This window comes from Paenibacillus sp. TY11 (assembly GCF_059772165.1).
Window position 1 is genome coordinate 98,226 of record NZ_JCBAIQ010000006.1, and the last position, 17,055, is coordinate 115,280.

The 17,055-nt window shown below is 44.8% G+C and carries 18 protein-coding genes and 1 riboswitch; of the genes, 15 read left to right on the forward strand and 3 right to left on the reverse strand.

The genetic code is table 11. From position 1 onward, the window contains the following. Positions 1-160 precede the first annotated feature (160 nt). The 7 genes from AC6EJC_RS08080 to AC6EJC_RS08110 all read left to right on the forward strand — a co-directional run bounded on the left by AC6EJC_RS08080 (position 161) and on the right by AC6EJC_RS08110 (position 6,846). A complete protein-coding gene (locus AC6EJC_RS08080; protein WP_444953504.1) occupies positions 161-1,714 on the forward strand; it encodes an ABC-F family ATP-binding cassette domain-containing protein in 1,554 nt (517 codons plus the stop codon). 95 nt (positions 1,715-1,809) lie between these two features. Further along, positions 1,810-1,918: riboswitch (TPP riboswitch) on the forward strand. Positions 1,919-2,184: 266 nt separating this feature from the next. Beyond that, complete coding sequence (locus AC6EJC_RS08085) at positions 2,185-2,778, forward strand: thiamine phosphate synthase (RefSeq protein WP_444953505.1); 594 nt, start codon at positions 2,185-2,187, stop codon at positions 2,776-2,778. 64 nt (positions 2,779-2,842) lie between these two features. After that, the gene (gene thiO / locus AC6EJC_RS08090; protein ID WP_444953506.1) at positions 2,843-3,991 is read left to right on the forward strand and encodes a glycine oxidase ThiO; all 1,149 of its coding nucleotides are present in this window, start codon (positions 2,843-2,845) and stop codon (positions 3,989-3,991) included. After that, on the forward strand, positions 3,988-4,191 hold the full coding sequence (gene thiS, locus AC6EJC_RS08095; protein WP_444953507.1) for a sulfur carrier protein ThiS: 204 nt from the start codon (positions 3,988-3,990) through the stop codon (positions 4,189-4,191). Before thiO ends, thiS begins: the two co-directional genes overlap by 4 nt. Before the next feature lie 2 nt (positions 4,192-4,193). After that, complete coding sequence (locus AC6EJC_RS08100; RefSeq protein WP_444953508.1) at positions 4,194-4,961, forward strand: thiazole synthase; 768 nt, start codon at positions 4,194-4,196, stop codon at positions 4,959-4,961. Then, positions 4,958-6,016: a ThiF family adenylyltransferase gene (locus AC6EJC_RS08105; RefSeq protein ID WP_444953509.1), complete on the forward strand. Its 1,059-nt coding sequence runs from the start codon at positions 4,958-4,960 to the stop codon at positions 6,014-6,016. The genes AC6EJC_RS08100 and AC6EJC_RS08105 overlap by 4 nt, the downstream gene beginning before the upstream one ends. A gap of 137 nt (positions 6,017-6,153) precedes the next feature. Further along, on the forward strand, positions 6,154-6,846 hold the full coding sequence (locus AC6EJC_RS08110) for a response regulator transcription factor (protein ID WP_444953510.1): 693 nt from the start codon (positions 6,154-6,156) through the stop codon (positions 6,844-6,846). Between the two features lie 65 nt (positions 6,847-6,911). On the opposite strand, the gene AC6EJC_RS08115 is transcribed toward AC6EJC_RS08110, so the two are convergent. Next, the gene (locus tag AC6EJC_RS08115) at positions 6,912-7,409 is read right to left on the reverse strand and encodes a C40 family peptidase (protein ID WP_442436819.1); all 498 of its coding nucleotides are present in this window, start codon (positions 7,407-7,409) and stop codon (positions 6,912-6,914) included. A 281-nt stretch (positions 7,410-7,690) separates the two neighbouring features. Next, on the reverse strand, positions 7,691-8,332 hold the full coding sequence (locus AC6EJC_RS08120) for a thiamine diphosphokinase (protein ID WP_444953511.1): 642 nt from the start codon (positions 8,330-8,332) through the stop codon (positions 7,691-7,693). A 148-nt stretch (positions 8,333-8,480) separates the two neighbouring features. Between AC6EJC_RS08120 and AC6EJC_RS08125 the strand changes: the two genes are divergently transcribed. Next, positions 8,481-8,945: a low molecular weight protein-tyrosine-phosphatase gene (locus tag AC6EJC_RS08125; protein WP_444953512.1), complete on the forward strand. Its 465-nt coding sequence runs from the start codon at positions 8,481-8,483 to the stop codon at positions 8,943-8,945. A 152-nt stretch (positions 8,946-9,097) separates the two neighbouring features. On the opposite strand, the gene AC6EJC_RS08130 is transcribed toward AC6EJC_RS08125, so the two are convergent. After that, positions 9,098-9,832: an alpha/beta hydrolase gene (locus tag AC6EJC_RS08130; RefSeq protein WP_444953513.1), complete on the reverse strand. Its 735-nt coding sequence runs from the start codon at positions 9,830-9,832 to the stop codon at positions 9,098-9,100. 255 nt (positions 9,833-10,087) lie between these two features. Between AC6EJC_RS08130 and pdhA the strand changes: the two genes are divergently transcribed. From pdhA to AC6EJC_RS08165, 7 genes are all read left to right on the forward strand, one after another. Further along, positions 10,088-11,155 (forward strand): pyruvate dehydrogenase (acetyl-transferring) E1 component subunit alpha, encoded by a 1,068-nt coding sequence (pdhA, locus tag AC6EJC_RS08135; protein ID WP_013310511.1) that lies wholly within the window; start codon positions 10,088-10,090, stop codon positions 11,153-11,155. Between the two features lie 100 nt (positions 11,156-11,255). Continuing rightward, entirely contained in the window at positions 11,256-12,236 is a 981-nt protein-coding gene (locus AC6EJC_RS08140) for an alpha-ketoacid dehydrogenase subunit beta (protein WP_013310510.1), read from the forward strand. Positions 12,237-12,270: 34 nt separating this feature from the next. Next, a complete protein-coding gene (locus AC6EJC_RS08145) occupies positions 12,271-13,884 on the forward strand; it encodes a 2-oxo acid dehydrogenase subunit E2 (protein ID WP_444953514.1) in 1,614 nt (537 codons plus the stop codon). A gap of 3 nt (positions 13,885-13,887) precedes the next feature. Next, positions 13,888-15,309, forward strand: a complete 1,422-nt coding sequence (gene lpdA, locus AC6EJC_RS08150; protein WP_444953515.1) for a dihydrolipoyl dehydrogenase — start codon at positions 13,888-13,890, stop codon at positions 15,307-15,309. Between the two features lie 113 nt (positions 15,310-15,422). After that, positions 15,423-15,560 carry a hypothetical protein gene (locus tag AC6EJC_RS08155; RefSeq protein ID WP_444953516.1) on the forward strand — a complete coding sequence of 46 codons (138 nt, stop codon included), beginning with the start codon at positions 15,423-15,425 and terminating at the stop codon, positions 15,558-15,560. A gap of 1 nt (position 15,561) precedes the next feature. Further along, a complete protein-coding gene (gene thyA, locus AC6EJC_RS08160; protein ID WP_444953517.1) occupies positions 15,562-16,356 on the forward strand; it encodes a thymidylate synthase in 795 nt (264 codons plus the stop codon). Between the two features lie 17 nt (positions 16,357-16,373). Beyond that, entirely contained in the window at positions 16,374-16,862 is a 489-nt protein-coding gene (locus AC6EJC_RS08165) for a dihydrofolate reductase (RefSeq protein ID WP_444953518.1), read from the forward strand. The last annotated feature ends 193 nt before the right edge of the window (positions 16,863-17,055 follow it).

Sequence of the window (17,055 nt, forward strand, 5' to 3'; positions counted from 1 at the left end):
TTTTTTAGGCAGATCCATATTAAAAACTTTAAAATTCGCTGTTTTCAATATTCCGATAAGGTTGCTGGATGTGCTACAATAAAACTTTGAAAGAAACGAAATGCATATGAAATAAGAACAGTCGGCAACGCCGATTACAATAAGGAGCCAAAAACAGCTTATGAGTTTATTGACTGTAGAAAATGTATCCCACAACTTTGGGGACCGCGCATTATTTAAAAATGTTTCCTTTCGATTGCTTGCGGGGGAACGTGTAGGTTTGGTAGGAGCGAACGGTGTCGGTAAATCGACACTCATGAACATCCTGACTGGAAAATTGCTTAAGGATGAGGGTAAAGTAGAATGGACTCCACGTGTACGTTATGGCTATCTGGATCAGCACACTAAGCTGACACCAGGCAAAACGGTACGTGATGTATTGAAAGATGCTTTTCTTCCTTTATTGGAACTGGAAAAGGAATTGATGCAGATTACTGACAAAATGGGGGATGCTTCTCCCGAAGAGTTGGAAGTGCTGCTGGAACAGATGGGTGAAATTCAAGAGCAACTGGATATGGGGGATTTTTACCTCATTGATGTGAAGGTTGAAGAAATGGCGAACGGACTGGGTCTCTCAGCCATAGGACTGGATCGGGATGTATCTGCACTTAGCGGTGGGCAACGGACAAAGGTGCTTCTTGCTAAGTTGCTGTTGGAAAAGCCAAATGTATTGCTGCTGGATGAGCCTACCAACTATTTGGATGTAGAGCATATTGAATGGCTTACGCGATATTTGAAGGATTATCCCTATGCTTTTATCCTTATTTCACATGATACTGAATTTATGAACCAGGTCGTTAATGTTATTTACCATCTTGAATTTGCCAAGATGACCCGTTATTCAGCTAACTATGAAAAGTTTCTTGAAATGGCGGATCTGAACAAAGCTCAGCATATTGATGCTTATGAGAAGCAACAGGACTTTATTAAGAAACAGGAAGATTTTATTCAGCGTAATAAAGCGCGTGCATCTACATCAGGCCGAGCAAAGAGCCGTGAAAAGCAACTTAATCGGATCGAACGTATTGATAAGCCTGAAGAAGCCGCGAAGCCAACCTTTCAATTCAAAGAAGCACGTGCGAGCGGAAAGACGGTATTTGAGGGTATTGATTTTGAGATTGGTTATACACATGCCCTTTTGCCTAAAATGTCCATGACGATTGAACGTGGCGAAAAGATTGCAATTGTCGGCTACAACGGAGTCGGTAAATCGACATTGCTCAAAACCATTCTGGGAAAAATTCCACCAATCAGCGGTAAAACCTATCAAGGTGATTTTTTGCAGCCCGCTTATTTTGAGCAGGAAGTAAAGGCGGAGAAAATTACACCGATTGACGATGTGTGGAATGAATTCCCGCATTTGAACCAGCATGAAGTACGAGCGCATTTGGCGCGCTGCGGTTTGAAGAATGAGCATATCACGCGTCCGCTATCTGCGCTCAGTGGTGGAGAACAGGCCAAAGTCCGTCTTTGCAAACTGTTAATGCGTGAAAGCAACTGGGTACTGTTCGATGAGCCTACCAACCACTTGGATGTCAAAGCAAAGGATGAGCTGAAACGTGCCTTGAAGGAATACAAAGGGACCGTATTGCTTGTATCTCACGAACCGGACTTTTACGAGGATTGGGTAACCAAAACGTGGAATGTGGAAGAGTGGTCCAGTAAAGTTAATTAAAATCAACTAAAATCCAGTTCAAGCATATTTCACACGAAGTGGGGTTTGCAGAATTAGAAAAATATGCTAAGCTATCTTTAGCTGATACAATAAAATAGTCACACTAGGGGAGCCGCCCATGCGGCTGAGACGGAATAAATGGATTTCGGACCCTTTGCACCTGATCTGGGTTATGCCAGCGTAGGGAAGTGAGCGCCGTACAAACAAGGTAACATCATCTTTACTTTTGTTTGTGCGTGGGACGATATACGTATACGGATATAATTATCCGTTCGATTATTGGACGTTCGTTAAACCACTTCCTTTGGGGAAGTGGTTTTTTACGTTTCGTTCATTTTAATTTGTTCGAGCTACCGTAGACGGATTCACATACAATCCCCTTTCATTACTGCTGGTAAACGTGGCTGGTTAAGCTTAGATCCATTAGTCCAATGTGAGGTGAAGATAAGATCGAATTACACGCAATTACGATGGAAAAGGGCACTCTTGCACAAGCGGTCCAAGTGGCTGCTGCTATTTGTCCGTATGTTCATTATGTACACGCACGTTTGAAGCAGAAGGGTGCCTCTGCATTGCTTTCTTTGACTCGCAGCATGGTGGAACAAGAAGTTCCTTTGCAGCAAATTGTAGTAAATGACCGTGTGGATGTAGCTTTACTTACCTTGGCCGGAGCTGTCCAGCTACCAGCTAATGGATTGCCTGTTGTGGATGTGAAAAGCCTACTTCCAAAGGGTACACGCTGTGGAGTGTCTGTACATTCCTTGGAGGAGGCGCAGACTGCCGAACGGGCAGGAGCGGACTATGTACTCTATGGTCATGTATATGAGACCCATTGTAAGCCCGGTGTTGTACCACGGGGGATAGTACAGCTTGAGCACATATGCAGGCTGTCGAACATTCCTGTGATTGCGCTGGGCGGCATACAACCGCACCATATTCCGGAGCTGTATATTGCAGGAGCAAGCGGAATTGCGGTGATGTCTGGTATATGGGAGGCCGAGTCACAAGTTGCAGCTGCGATGGAATATAGGCGAATGGCAGATCTTGTAGTTCACAGCTTGTAGCTGGGAAACGAGATTAGAAGAAAGCTGAAAGCAGAATGGTTTATGGAGAGGAGACACGGAACAAATGCTAAAGATACACACAGAGACAAAAGCGATAGGACACGCTGAATGCTTGGTCATAGGTGGAGGTGTCATCGGCAGTTCCATTGCTTATCATGTGGCTAAGGAGGGACGAAGTACGATCATGCTGGAACGATTGATCCCGGGTGAGGGAGCCTCAGGAGCAGCGGTTGGAATGCTGGCAGCGGAAAGCGAAGAGTTCACCAACCCTGAGATGGCACGATTTGCTCACACAAGTCGAGATGCATTCCCTGAGCTTGTCTGTGACCTGGAGCGTTTGTCCGGTATATCAGTGGAATTCCGTACAGAAGGATTTGTGACCCCTTTCCGTTCGGAAGCTGAGGGTCAAAAACGCTGGAAAGCTGCTAATATGCGTGAGGATGATCGTCCTATGTGGTGGGATGCCAGGGAGTTGGCCCGACGGATTCCGGGTTTGGATGATCAAGCGATCGGGGCTATATATCGTTCAAAGGAGACACAAGTGGCCCCTGTCCAGCTTTGCCGTGCTTATGCGGGAGCAGCTGCGGTGCTGGGAGCAACGGTATGGTCTGGTACCCAAGCAGAGCAACTGGTCATACAGGATGGTCGAGTTTGCGGTGTACGAACAGATAGTGGATTTTTTTCCTGCGATCAGGTCATTATTGCCGGAGGCTTGGATAGCATGAAATTGCTAGAGCAGGTTGGGTTTGATTATCCACTTTATCCGGTCAAGGGCGAAGCGGTAGCAGTCTCCTTAAAGGATCATCCGCTGGAATATACCATTTATACCGATGATATTTACCTCGTGCCTAAACAGAATAACGAGCTTTGGATTGGGGCAACGAGCCTTCCGCTTCAATATGACAAAGAGGTGACCGTAGGAGGCTTGGAGGGGCTGCTGGTACGTGCCTCTGCCTGGCTACCGCGCGTCCGTGAAGCTTCTTTTATACGCGCTTGGGCGGGCTTACGTCCGCAGGCAGCATCGGGGCATCCTTTCATTGGCCCTGTTCCTGGGGCAAAGGGCTTATATGCTGCAGTCGGGCATTATCGCAACGGTGTCCTGTTGAGTGATGCTACCGGACGTGCGATGGCAGCTATGCTTAAAGGGGCTGCTGCGGCTGAACTTGGAATAAGCAGATTTTCTTCTGAGCTCCTAAAGGAGGAAAGCTTATGAAGCTGACGATTAACGGCCAGAACATGACCTTTTCTAATCGAATCACTCATGTGGATCAATTGCTGCATGAGCTTGATGTAAAGGTGAAAACCGTAGTGGTGGAGCTGAATCGGCATATATTGACCCGTGAAGATCATGATGAAGCGGTACTGAAAGATGGAGATTGCCTAGAAATTGTACATTTTGTGGGAGGCGGTTGATCATGTTAACCATTGGAAAAGCATCTTTTACCTCGAGGCTGTTGTTGGGAACAGGAAAATTCTCTGATCTGGATATCCAATCCCAAGCCGTAGAGGCTGCTGAGACGGAAATATTAACGTTTGCTGTGCGGAGATTGAATTTGGAGGAACGGGATAAGCAGCATTTTCTCGATACGCTGGATTTGAGTCGGTATACACTTCTTCCCAACACAGCAGGAGCTACAACAGCAGAGGAGGCGATTCGTATTGCTCAATTGGCAAAAGCCTCCGGTCTGTGCGATATGATTAAGGTGGAAGTTATTGGGGATAGCAAGACGCTGCTGCCCGACCCTTTTGAAACGTTGAAAGCTAGTGAAAAACTGTTGGAGCAAGGCTTTATCGTGCTGCCCTACATATCGGATGATGTAATTCTAGCGAAGAGGTTGCAAGAGCTTGGAGTACATGCCGTTATGCCCGGAGCTTCACCGATTGGTACAGGACATGGTTTGCTCAATCCGTTTTCATTAGAGCTAATTATTGAACAAGCGGAAGTTCCGGTTATAGTCGATGCGGGTATTCGCTCACCCGGTGACGCGGCAATGGCGATGCAGATGGGGGCAGATGCTGTTCTCCTGAACACAGCCGTCTCGGGAGCGAAGGACCCTGTGAAAATGGCCGAGGCCATGAAACTGGCTGTTCGTGCTGGCAGATATGGTTTTGAGGCCGGTATGATTCCTGTAAAACGTTATGCTTCAGCAAGCAGTCCAACAGAAGGCATGGTTCAGGCATGAAGATAACTGAAAAAAAAGGTGCTGGACCACAACAAAGTGACCGTTATTCCAGACAGGAAAGATTCACACCCTTTGGACCGACAGGACAACGCCGGCTTGCATCCTCTCACGTACTAATCATAGGTGTCGGAGCGCTGGGTACAGGCATAGCGGAAACGCTCGTTCGTGGAGGTATAGGTACGGTAAGCCTCGTAGACAGGGACTATGTGGAATGGAGTAATTTGCAGCGCCAGCAGCTTTTTCAGGAAAGTGATGCTGCGCAAAGATGTCCCAAAGCAGTCGCTGCCCAGCGAAGATTAAAGGATATTAATTCGGAAACGGTCATACATGCACATGTACTGGATGTTGGGGTAGAAGAGCTGGAAGAGTTGATCCAGGGGGTAGATCTCATGATGGATGCAACCGATAATTTCGATACCCGACTTCTTATGAACGACATGGCACTAAAGCATCGCATTCCTTGGATTTATGGGGGGTGTGTGGGCAGCTATGGTGTAACCTACACCATTTTACCAGGTCAAACACCTTGTCTTCACTGTTTGCTGGGAACTTTGCCTCTTGGAGGGGAAACCTGTGATACCGCCGGGATTATTCCGCAGGCAGTACAGATGGTCACGGCTAACCAGACTACGGAAGCTTTCAAACTTCTTGGTGGATATACGGAAGATTTGAGAGGAAAGCTGCTTTCGTTTGATTTGTGGAAAAATGAGTATGTAGCAATAGCAGTAGATAGCGTTAAAAAGGCGAACTGTCCTTCTTGCGGCAGCCAACCGACGTATCCCTATTTGTCGGTCTCTCATCGGCAGAAAACTGATGTTTTGTGCGGCAGGGATACCGTTCAAATTAGACCAGCAAACCCGACACATCTGAATCTTGAAGAAACAGCAGATAGATTTGCTTCTTTGGGGGAGGGAAAAGTAGAGCGGAATCCGTTTCTGGTTTCCTTTAGTACGAACGAGCATCGCTTGGTTGTTTTTGCAGATGGCAGAGCGTTGATCCACGGGACAAGGGACGTGGCAAAAGCAAGAAGTCTGTATCATCGCTATTTGGGCTGAACCATAGAAGCAGAAAGTCATTCTTTGGAGAATGATTTTCTGCTTTTTTGTTACAATATATAAAAATGATTTTAGCTTATAACAAACTTGTTCGTATCCAATATGTAATGCTATGTCCAAACCAGGTGGGTGAAAAGATGAGCCCGTTAATTTTACTTGTGGATGAAAATGAAGCGTCTGCTGTATTTGTTCGTCCATTGGAGCAGGCAGGTTATCAGGTGGTTCATGTTCGCAATACATCGGATGCTAGCTCTTATGCAGCCCACAATCCTGTGAATTTGCTACTCCTGAACATAGAAGATGAACAGGCGGATACCCAAGGCTTGATTCGCACATTGCAGCAAAACCATCCTCATATCCCGCTATTTGCAATGACTTCATCAGATGAGGAGGGACATGTTGTTTCCTGCTTTGAACAAGGAGCACATGATGTGATCGTTCTGCCCTTTTATCCTAGAGTTTTTCAGGCTAGAGTAGCTAATTTATTGCGAATTTTTGGCGTTGAACGTGATGTGAAAAGGACAATCGAGGCGGGTGATTTACATATAGACAATGCAAGCAGAATGGTGAGCAGAGGGGGACAAAAACTGGAATTAACTCCGAAAGAATTCGAGCTTTTGCTTCATCTGGCGATACATCTCAACCAAGTTTGTAGCAGGCAGCAAATTTTGAAGGATGTTTGGAAACATGATTATATCGTAGATACGAACGTAGTAGACGTGTATATCAGGCATTTGAGGGTTAAAGTAGATAAGGGGTATAAGTTTAAAATGATTCGTACGGAACGAGGTATTGGCTATTCACTCAGAACACCACTTGAAGCAGAATAACATAGAGGCATATAAAAAGCCGGGAACTGTTCGTCCCGGCTTGCATATTTCAAATGAGTTCCATACTATAGCACGCGACGTGCTTTAATGTATGTTTTTTTCCAGGTGCCGGAGTTCAAATCAGAGATGGTCACGCCAGGTCTGCCGTAAGTGTGTAAAATTTTACCCCCGCCCATATAGACTGCTACATGGGTAATGTTGCGACCTGTGGCACGGCTACCGCTTGAAAAGAACACTAAGTCACCTTTTTTTAAATTTGACTTGGATACAGCATGTCCGACTTTGGACTGTTGAACAGAAGTACGCGGCAAATTCACTCCGTATTTCTTGAATATGTGCTTCATGAAAGAAGAACAGTCAAAATTGCGCGTAGTGCTTGTGGAAGCTCCAAACTTATAAGGAGTTCCCATATACTTTTCGCCGTAGTTAATTACTTTTTGGCCTACTGAAGTAGTAGTGGCAGCTTGTGCCGTATTTGTTCCCTCAATTGCAAAAGTACCAAAGCCGATAGTGGCTGCGACACCTGCGATAATTACCTTTTTTATGATTTTCTGCATATTCATGTTGTAAGTACCTCCAGAAATTGATTTGTGCAATATTTTGCTGAGTTGCTAACTAACTGACAGCGTTGAGTATAACAGTTTTGAAGCCGCCTAATAGTTGGAAAAGCACTCTCAAATCCTTGAAGGGCAAGGCTTACATAGCGATTATTAAAAAACGATTAAAAATTACAATTTGTAAAAAATATATCGCTTCATGGATCTGAATAAATGAAAAAAACTCTTGTGAATCAAGGATTTTGAGCGAAAAAACAACTTTTATAATAGTTACAACAATGTCATAATTAATCCTTGCTTTGAATAACGAGCAGTAGGCCGCTTTCGATGGAAATCGTACCTTTTGAAGCCGTTAGCTTATTGCTGACACCACGCGATTGTCCCATTTTGAGGGTAGCATTATGCAACGGGTACATAAATCCTTCCAGGTGTATACCTGTTACTTCAGCGGTCATAGGAAGCAGCGATGTATATGTATAGCCCATAGGCTTGATCTCCAACGTTGATCCGGTGAGCTCAATATAATTATGTGCGTCCATAATAGCGCAGCTAATGTGATGCTGCATTGCGCGTACCAATATTTGAACATTAGCCAGTGTATGGTCCATCCGGGTGCCAGTCACACCAAGCATGAGTACATGATCTGCCTGTTCGTCCATAGCGATTTCCAACGCAAGCTCAGTATCTGTTAGGTCCTTAAGAACTGGATCGCATGCAATCATACGTTGGCTTGCTGATTCTACCTGTTCTTTTTCCTCTGGTGTTATCGAATCAAAGTCTCCTACAGAGACATGTGGTGTAATACCGTGTTCAATCAGGAAAAGAGCACCCTTATCGGCACCTATAATAAAATCTTCGGGTTGTATTTGTTGTAAATCTTCTTCATTAAGACGACCGCCTGAAAATACAATGGCTCGTTTTTTCGTCATATCCAACATCCTTTCTTTCTGTCATACGGTCTAAATGTCCATCAGCTTTTAAGTATACCGCGTTAAATATGGCTTGCACAATTTTGGAGGACACGGCTACAATGGAACAGAAAAAGGAAGTGTAACGTGAAATAGGAAGGAGAACGAAATGATTAACGTTTTGTTTGTGTGTTTGGGCAATATTTGCCGCTCTCCCATGGGGGAGGCGATACTGAGACATAAAGCGCAGGAACGGGGATTAGGCGCAGAAATACAGGTGGACTCGGCCGGGACAGGCGACTGGCATATCGGAAATCCCCCGCATGAGGGAACGCTAAAGCAACTTAAACTGCACGGAATTAGCGAACAAGGCATACAGGCGCGGCAAATAACGGGCCGTGATTTTGACGCGTTTGATTATATCGTGTGCATGGATGATTCCAATGAACGAAACATGCGTAAGCTTGCAGGTGGAGCGGATGCTGATATTCTAAAATTCATGGATTTGCTACCTCAAGAAAAGCTGAGAGAAGTACCCGACCCGTATTTTACTGGGAATTTTGAAGAGACCTATCGATTAATGGACGCAGGGTGCGATGCCTTGCTGGACAAGATCATAGAAGAAAAGCTATAATGTGAACGACAGAAGGCGGCAATAATTGCCGTTTTTCGTTATATAATTTTGAAAGCGCAACCAACTTATAAAACAAAGAGGAAGGAGTTTCATGACCTAGTCCGGTCAATGCTCCATTCCCCATAGTTTTTGCAGCCTGGGAGAATTTTTACTCAGGCGCGATCCAAAAAATACATTAGCGCGTCAGGCAGCTCGTTTTGCCAAAAGCCCCACAAATGTTTGCCATCCTTTTCACGGTAAGAAACTTCGGCGTTCCGTTCGCGCAGCAAATCTGCGCATAGACGGTTAAGCTCTACAAAGTTGTAAATGCCAGTATCACTCTCAAATGCATCTTCCTGAAGACCAACCGTCATCCACACCCGGAGATGTGATAGATCTTTCTCACGGGCGATGATTTCCTGCGAAGCTTCATAGTAAGCACCTGAGAGGCTAATAATGCGGTTGAACAGCTGAGGATACAACAAAGCCAAATGCAGAGACACACTGCCTCCCAGTGAATCCCCAGCCAGAATGCGGGACGCTGCATCTTTTCTTATAGGATACTTTTGTTCCACATAGGGAATAATCTCTTCTGCAAAACAGGCAGTGTACGCCTCAAAACGATTGCCAAAGGGAGCATACTCCTGAGTTCTGATTTTGGTGTTCACTTCCACGCCTACAATAATGAAGGGTTCGACGCCTTCATCCAGAATGAGACGGTTTGCGTGAGTTGCAATGCGCCCAAAATTGAAAAATTCTTCTCCGTCCTGACAGTATACGACCGGGTAGCTCAATATTTCATTATAGCCGGGCGGCAAATAAATCCGGAGAGTTCTGGTCTCGCCAAGAAAGCGGCTGTCTACTTCGTCTTTAAGGATGGTTCGTTTTAAATACCGAGAATCCGTCATTTTTCGTCACCTTTCTTGGGTATTATTTTGCATTCGGGATCACAATAAGTTAAGATTACCCTGATTGCAATAGATGTTTAAAATTTCAATCATGTACTAAGCTGTTACAGTAAAAAACATACCCTGTTACACACACAAAAATGTGGCAAACTCAAAAAAAATAACTAAATCTTTGACGCGAGCGATATAACAGGTGTATAATAATCCTATAACAGCGGAACTTGATATTCAAATTTTTTTGTTGAGGTGAAGAAAATGAGCAAGGTTCCTTATGAAGTTTACACAGAGGAAGTTGAGGCGCTGTCCGTACTTTCTCCTGATGGTGAAATTATCAATAAAGATATGTTGCCTAAACTTACAGATGATCAATTGAAAGAAATTATGTATCGAATGGTATTTACACGTACTTGGGATGACCGTGCCGTTAATTTAGGCCGTCAAGGACGTCTCGGTTTCTACGCTCCGGTATCCGGACAAGAAGCAACCATGATTGGTAGCGAATATGCGCTCCAAAAAGAAGACTTTATTGCTCCAGGCTACCGCGATATTCCGCAAATCGTTTGGCATGGCCTGCCATTATACCAAGCTTTCTTGTATTCCCGTGGTCATCAACACGGCGGCCAAGTGCCGGACGGTGTTAATGTACTGATGCCGCAAATCATCATTGGTGCGCAAATTTTGCATGCTATGGGTATTGCAATGGGTTACAAACTGAAAAAGCAAAAACAAGTCGCCATTACATATACAGGTGACGGCGGTTCTTCCGAAGGTGATTTTTACGAAGGCCTGAACTATGCTGGTGTATACAAGTTGCCAGTTATTTTCTTTGTGCAAAACAATGGATACGCGATCACGACTCCATTTTCAAAACAAACGGCTGCTCTTTCGATCGCTCATAAAGCAGTAGCTGCTGGTATTAAAGGCGTGAAAATTGACGGCATGGACGTGCTTGCAGTTATTAAAGCCGTTCAAGAAGCTGCAGAGCGTGGACGTAATGGCGAAGGTGCTACGTTGATTGAAGCCGTAACGTACCGTTTCCGTCCGCATTCCCTTTCTGATGATGCAACGAAATATCGTTCTAAAGAAGAAGAAGGCGAATGGAATGCGAAAGATCCAATTGCCCGCTTTGCGAAATACCTTGAGAAAAAAGGTCTTTGGACTGAAGAAGATACAGCTCGCGTAAAAGAAGAAGCTAAGGCAAAAGTGAACGAAGAGATCAAGAAAGCCGAGAAAACAGAAAAAATGACAATTCCTGGCCTGATCGATAGCATGTTCGAAACAACGCCTAAGCACTTGGAAGAACAAAAAGCTGATTTTAAATAATTGAACTTGAAAGAGACCGGGCGGTAACCCGATCCGGTCTGCTTTTCGATTGACCTGAACTGAAATTGATCTGTCAATGTTTAAGGAGGAAATGAAGCAAATGGCACAAATGAACATGAAAGAAGCGATTCGTGACGCACTGCGCGTAGAGTTGAAACGCGACCCTAACGTCCTGCTTTTCGGTGAAGACGTAGGTCATGTAGGTGGCGTATTCCGCGCTACAGAAGGTCTGCAAAAAGAATTTGGCGAAGAACGTGTATTCGATACTCCGCTGGCGGAATCCGCAATCGGGGGTCTTGCTGTGGGTCTGGGTATTCAAGGCTTCCGCCCTGTAGCTGAAATCCAGTTCGTAGGCTTTATCTTTGAAGCACTCGATCAAATGGCAATTCAAGCATCACGTATGCGTTACCGTTCCGGTGGACGTTACAATTCTCCAATCGTATTCCGTACACCTTTTGGTGGCGGTGTTAAGGCAGCCGAGCTGCATACAGATTCCTTGGAAGGTCTTCTGGCTCAAACACCTGGTATCAAGGTTGTTGTTCCTTCCAACCCTTACGATGCAAAAGGTCTTATGATCGCGTCTATTCGCGATAACGATCCAGTATTTTTCATGGAGCATTTGAACTTGTATCATGCATTCCGCGCTGAAGTTCCTGAGAATGATTACACAGTTGAACTGGGCAAAGCTAATGTAGTTCGTGAAGGTTCCGATGTAACGATCATTACTTACGGTATGATGGTACACACTTCGATTAAAGCTGCTGATGAGCTGGAAAAAACAAAAGGTATCAAAGTAGAAATCATTGATTTGCGTACCATTAGCCCGATTGACATTGATACCGTTGTTGCTTCTATTCAAAAAACCAATCGTGCCATCGTTGTTCAAGAAGCGCAAAAGAGCTCCGGTGTAGCTGCTGAAGTTATTGCACAAATTAACGAAAAAGCAATCCTGCATCTGGAAGCACCCGTTCTGCGTGTAGCAGGTCCGGATACCGTTTATCCTTTTGCTCAAATTGAAGATACTTGGCTGCCAACGCCAACACGTATCATTGATGCGGTTAATAAAGTATTGGAATTTTAATTAAAGCACACCGTAAATTTGGGAGGTTTTAAACGTGGCTAAATTTGAATATAAATTCCCGGAGCTAGGTGAAGGTCTTCACGAAGGCGAAATCATCAAGATGCACATCAAGCCCGGCGACAAAGTAACAGATGAAGATATCATCATGGAAGTACAAAACGATAAGGCTGTAGTTGAAGTTCCTTGTCCGGTTAATGGTACAGTACAAGAAGTATTTGCCAAAGACGGCGACATCTTTAACGTAGGTCAAGTCGTAGCTGTAATTGATGCAGAAGGTGAACTCCCTGAACAAGAAGATGCACCGGAAGCACCAGCTGCTAGCCCTGAGCCAAGTGCTGCTGCACAAGGAGGAGCTGCAGGTACAGCTAGATTTGAATATAAATTCCCAGAGCTGGGTGAAGGTCTTCACGAAGGCGAAATCATCAAGATGCACATCAAGCCCGGCGACAAAGTAACAGATGAAGATATCATCATGGAAGTACAAAACGATAAGGCTGTAGTTGAAGTTCCTTGTCCAGTCAATGGTACGGTTCAAGAAGTATTTGCCAAAGACGGTGACATCTTTAACGTAGGTCAAGTTGTGGCTGTAATCGCTGCAGAGGGTGAGCTTCCTGAACAAGAAGAAGCACCAGCTGCTGTGAAACAAGAAGAGGATGCTGCAAAAGGCGGAGCTAACACTAAACCAGCTGCAAGACCTGCTGCTTCTAACAAAGACGTACTGGCTACACCTAGCGTCCGCAAATTTGCTCGTGAGCAAGGTGTAAACATCGCTCAAGTGAGTGGCTCCGGCAAAAATGGTAAAATCACCAAAGAAGATGTAGAAGCTTTCAAAAATGGTGGAGGTCAAGCGGCTGCACCAGTAGCGAAAGAAGCTGCAAAAGCACAAGAGCCTGCTAAGAAAGAAGCGAAAGCTGCAACACCATCTGCACCAGCAGTAGATCCACGTGCTGAGGAAGAACGCGTACCATTTAAAGGTATCCGCAAAGCTATTTCCAATGCTATGGTTAAATCGGCTTATACAGCTCCACACGTTACGATTATGGATGAAGTGGATGTAACTGAACTGGTTGCTTTCCGTACTCGTATCAAACCAATTGCTGAGAAGAAAGGCACAAAAGTAACATACCTGCCATTCATCGTAAAAGCTTTGGTGGCTGCTTCCCGTCAATTCCCGGCTCTGAATGCCTCGATCGACGAAGAAGCAAACGAAATCGTCTACAAAAAATACTACAATATCGGTATCGCTACAGATACAGACAACGGCTTGATCGTTCCTGTTATCAAAGATGCTGATCGTAAGAGTATCTGGATGATTGCTGATTCCATTCGTGATCTGGCTGTGCGCGGTCGTGATGGAAAATTGGCTGCGAACGAAATGAGAGGAAGCACAATTTCCATCACTAACATCGGTTCTGCAGGCGGTATGTTCTTTACTCCAATCATCAACTTCCCTGAAGTTGCGATCTTGGGTACTGGCCGCATCAGTGAAAAAGCAGTCGTGAAAAACGGCGAAATTGTTGCCGCTCCAGTAATGGCTCTTTCCCTGAGCTTTGACCACCGTATTATTGACGGTGCAACTGCTCAAAACTTCATGAACTATATCAAACAGCTGCTCGCTAACCCTGAGCTGCTTGTTATGGAGGTGTAATCAATGGTAGTAGGAGACGCTTCTCTGGATATTGACACATTGGTTATCGGTGCGGGTCCTGGCGGCTATGTAGCTGCCATCCGTGCCGCACAATTGGGACAAAGCGTATTGATCGTTGACAAATCTGAGCTGGGCGGTGTCTGTCTGAACCGTGGATGTATTCCATCCAAAGCTTTGATCTCTGCCGCTCATCAATACGAAGCAGCTAAACATGGCGAGTCTTTCGGTATTTCGGCTGAAAATGTAAAAGTGGACTTCGCTAAAACACAAGAATTCAAAAACGGCGTTGTTAAGAAAATGACAGGCGGCGTAAGTGGCTTGCTCAAAGGCAACAAAGTTGAAGTTTTCAATGGTGAGTGCATGTTCATCAACGAAAACGAAGCGCGTGTATTCAACGAACATGAATCACCACGTTACCGTTTTAAAAATGCAATTATCGCAACAGGTTCCCGTCCAATCGAACTGAAACCATTCCCATTTGGCGGACGCATTCTGTCTTCTACAGAAGCATTGAACCTGCCTGAAATTCCGAAAAGCCTGATCGTAATCGGTGGTGGATACATTGGTGCAGAGCTTGGACAAATGTACTCCAAATTCGGTTCCAAAGTAACGATTATTGAAGGTATGGATACAGTGCTTCCTGGTTTCGACAAAGATATGACTTCGATCGTTGCGAAAAGCATGAAGAAAACTGGCATCGAAATCTTCACTGGCGCTAAAGCGGAAAGTGCAGAGCAAACAGATAAAGACGTAACGGTGAAATTCTCCGTTAACGGCGAAAGCAAAGAAGTAACTGCTGATTATCTGCTTGTAACTGTTGGACGTCGTCCAAACACAGACGGTGAACTGGGTCTGGATCTGATCGGTGTAGAACTGGATGAACGCGGAATGGTGAAAGTTGACCACCAAGGACGTACTAGCATTCCTCACATCTTTGCAATCGGCGATATCGTAGCTGGTCTTGCTCTGGCGCACAAAGCTTCTTACGAAGGTAAAGTGGCAGCTGAAGCAATCGCAGGCGAGCCGTCTGTAGTTGATTACAAATGTATGCCAGCTGTCGTTTTCACAGACCCAGAATGCTCCAGCGTAGGCTACACAGAGACAGAAGCTAAAGAAAAAGGCTACAATGTCAAAGTTGGCAAGTTCTCTTATGGAGCAAACGGTCGTGCCGTTTCCCTGAACGCTGCTGAAGGCTTTGTAAAAATCGTAGCTGACGCTGATACAGGTCTTGTACTGGGCACACAAATCGTAGGTCTGGAAGCTTCCAACCTTATTGCTGAGCTGGGTCTGGCGATTGAAATGGGTGCTACACTCGAAGATATCTCCTTGACTATTCATGCTCACCCTACATTGGGCGAAATCGTTATGGAAGCAGCGGAAGTCGTGCTGGGTCATCCGATCCACGCATTGGCACCACGTCGCTAATCTAATTTTATTATCTCGTTTTTGGTTTTCATATATGACAAAGAGAGGCAAGGAGCGCTATATTTGCGCTCTTTGTCTCTTTTTTTTCAAACTATAGGATTTTCAGGACTACCATGAAAATTCACACAGTACATGGTCAACAAAGTACCGTACATGATAAACTAAATATAGATATTGGTGCAGAAAGAGAATTTTTAAGATTAGAATTTGGTGATGCTAGGTTTTTATTCATGCTCAAAGGAGAGAAATAACGTGCGCAACTATTTGGAATTGCTGGAGGATATTTTAGAGAATGGAGTGGAAAAAGAGGATCGTACAGGAACGGGTACACTATCTGTTTTCGGAAGACAACTCCGTTTTGATCTGGCCAAGGGCTTCCCCTTGGTGACCACCAAAAGAGTACATTTGAAATCCGTTATTCATGAGCTGTTATGGTTTTTGCGGGGAGATACCAATATTTCTTATCTCAAGGAGAACGGAGTTACCATTTGGGATGAGTGGGCGGACGAGCAGGGGAATCTGGGGCCTGTATATGGATCGCAATGGCGCTCGTGGGAAACAACAGACGGACAACATATTGACCAAATTGCGAATGTCATTGAGGCTATTAAAAATAATCCAGATTCACGACGACACATCGTCAGTGCTTGGAATGTGGCAGAAATCGAATCCATGAAGTTGCCGCCATGTCACTTTGTATTTCAGTTCTATGTAGCTGGAGGGAAGCTTTCCTGTATGCTAACAATGCGTTCTGTGGATACCTTTCTAGGGCTGCCGTTCAACATCGCGAGTTATGCATTGCTTACGCATATGGTTGCACAGCAGTGTGGTTTGGAGCCCGGCGAATTTATTTGGTCAGGCGGCGATGTGCATATTTATTCAAATCATATGCAACAAGTGCATACACAGCTGGAACGTGATCCTTATCCGTTGCCTCAGTTAAAAATTCTGCGCAAACCGGATTCGATTTTTGATTATACCTATGACGATTTTGCTTTTGAAAATTACGAGTATCATCCAGGGATTAAGGCGCCTGTCGCCATCTGATTAGAGGAGGTGGAAAAATGGGCATTTCAATGATATGGGCTATGGCACAAAATGGTGTGATCGGCCGAGATAACAAACTTCCCTGGCGCCTCCCTAGAGACATGGCCTTTTTCAAAGAACAGACGATTAATAAAACGGTACTCATGGGACGCAAGACGTGGGAATCCTTTGGAGGAAAAAGCCTGCCAAACCGACGTAACGTCGTCTTGACTCGAGATCAGCGCTATCAGGTGGAAGGTGCGGAAGTGATTCATTCACTGGAAGAAGGGCTCCAATTAGCAAAGCAGGAGGAGCTAATGGTCATTGGAGGAGCAGAGATTTATGCACTGTTTTGGCCACATGCCGATCGGCTGATTGTGACTCGGATTGAGGAGACTTTTGAAGGCGATACAACGTTCCCTGAGCTGGATTGGAACGGTTGGAATATAGTTAGTGAGACTCCGGGTATCAAGGATGACAGAAATCCATATGAGTACCGTTTTGTTGTTTACGAGAGAACGGAATAAGAATAGACTGTATCCGACCCCACTCATTTGAAAAATTAATAAACCATATAAAAAATCCTTTTGGTGTTGATGCAAAAAGTTGCATAAGTTTTCATTACTTTTACGCTGTATTGTGATACAATAAATCAAATTCAACGAGAACAGACCCTTTCATGATACAAACAGACAAATTCGAATTTGACTTAAATTCTGA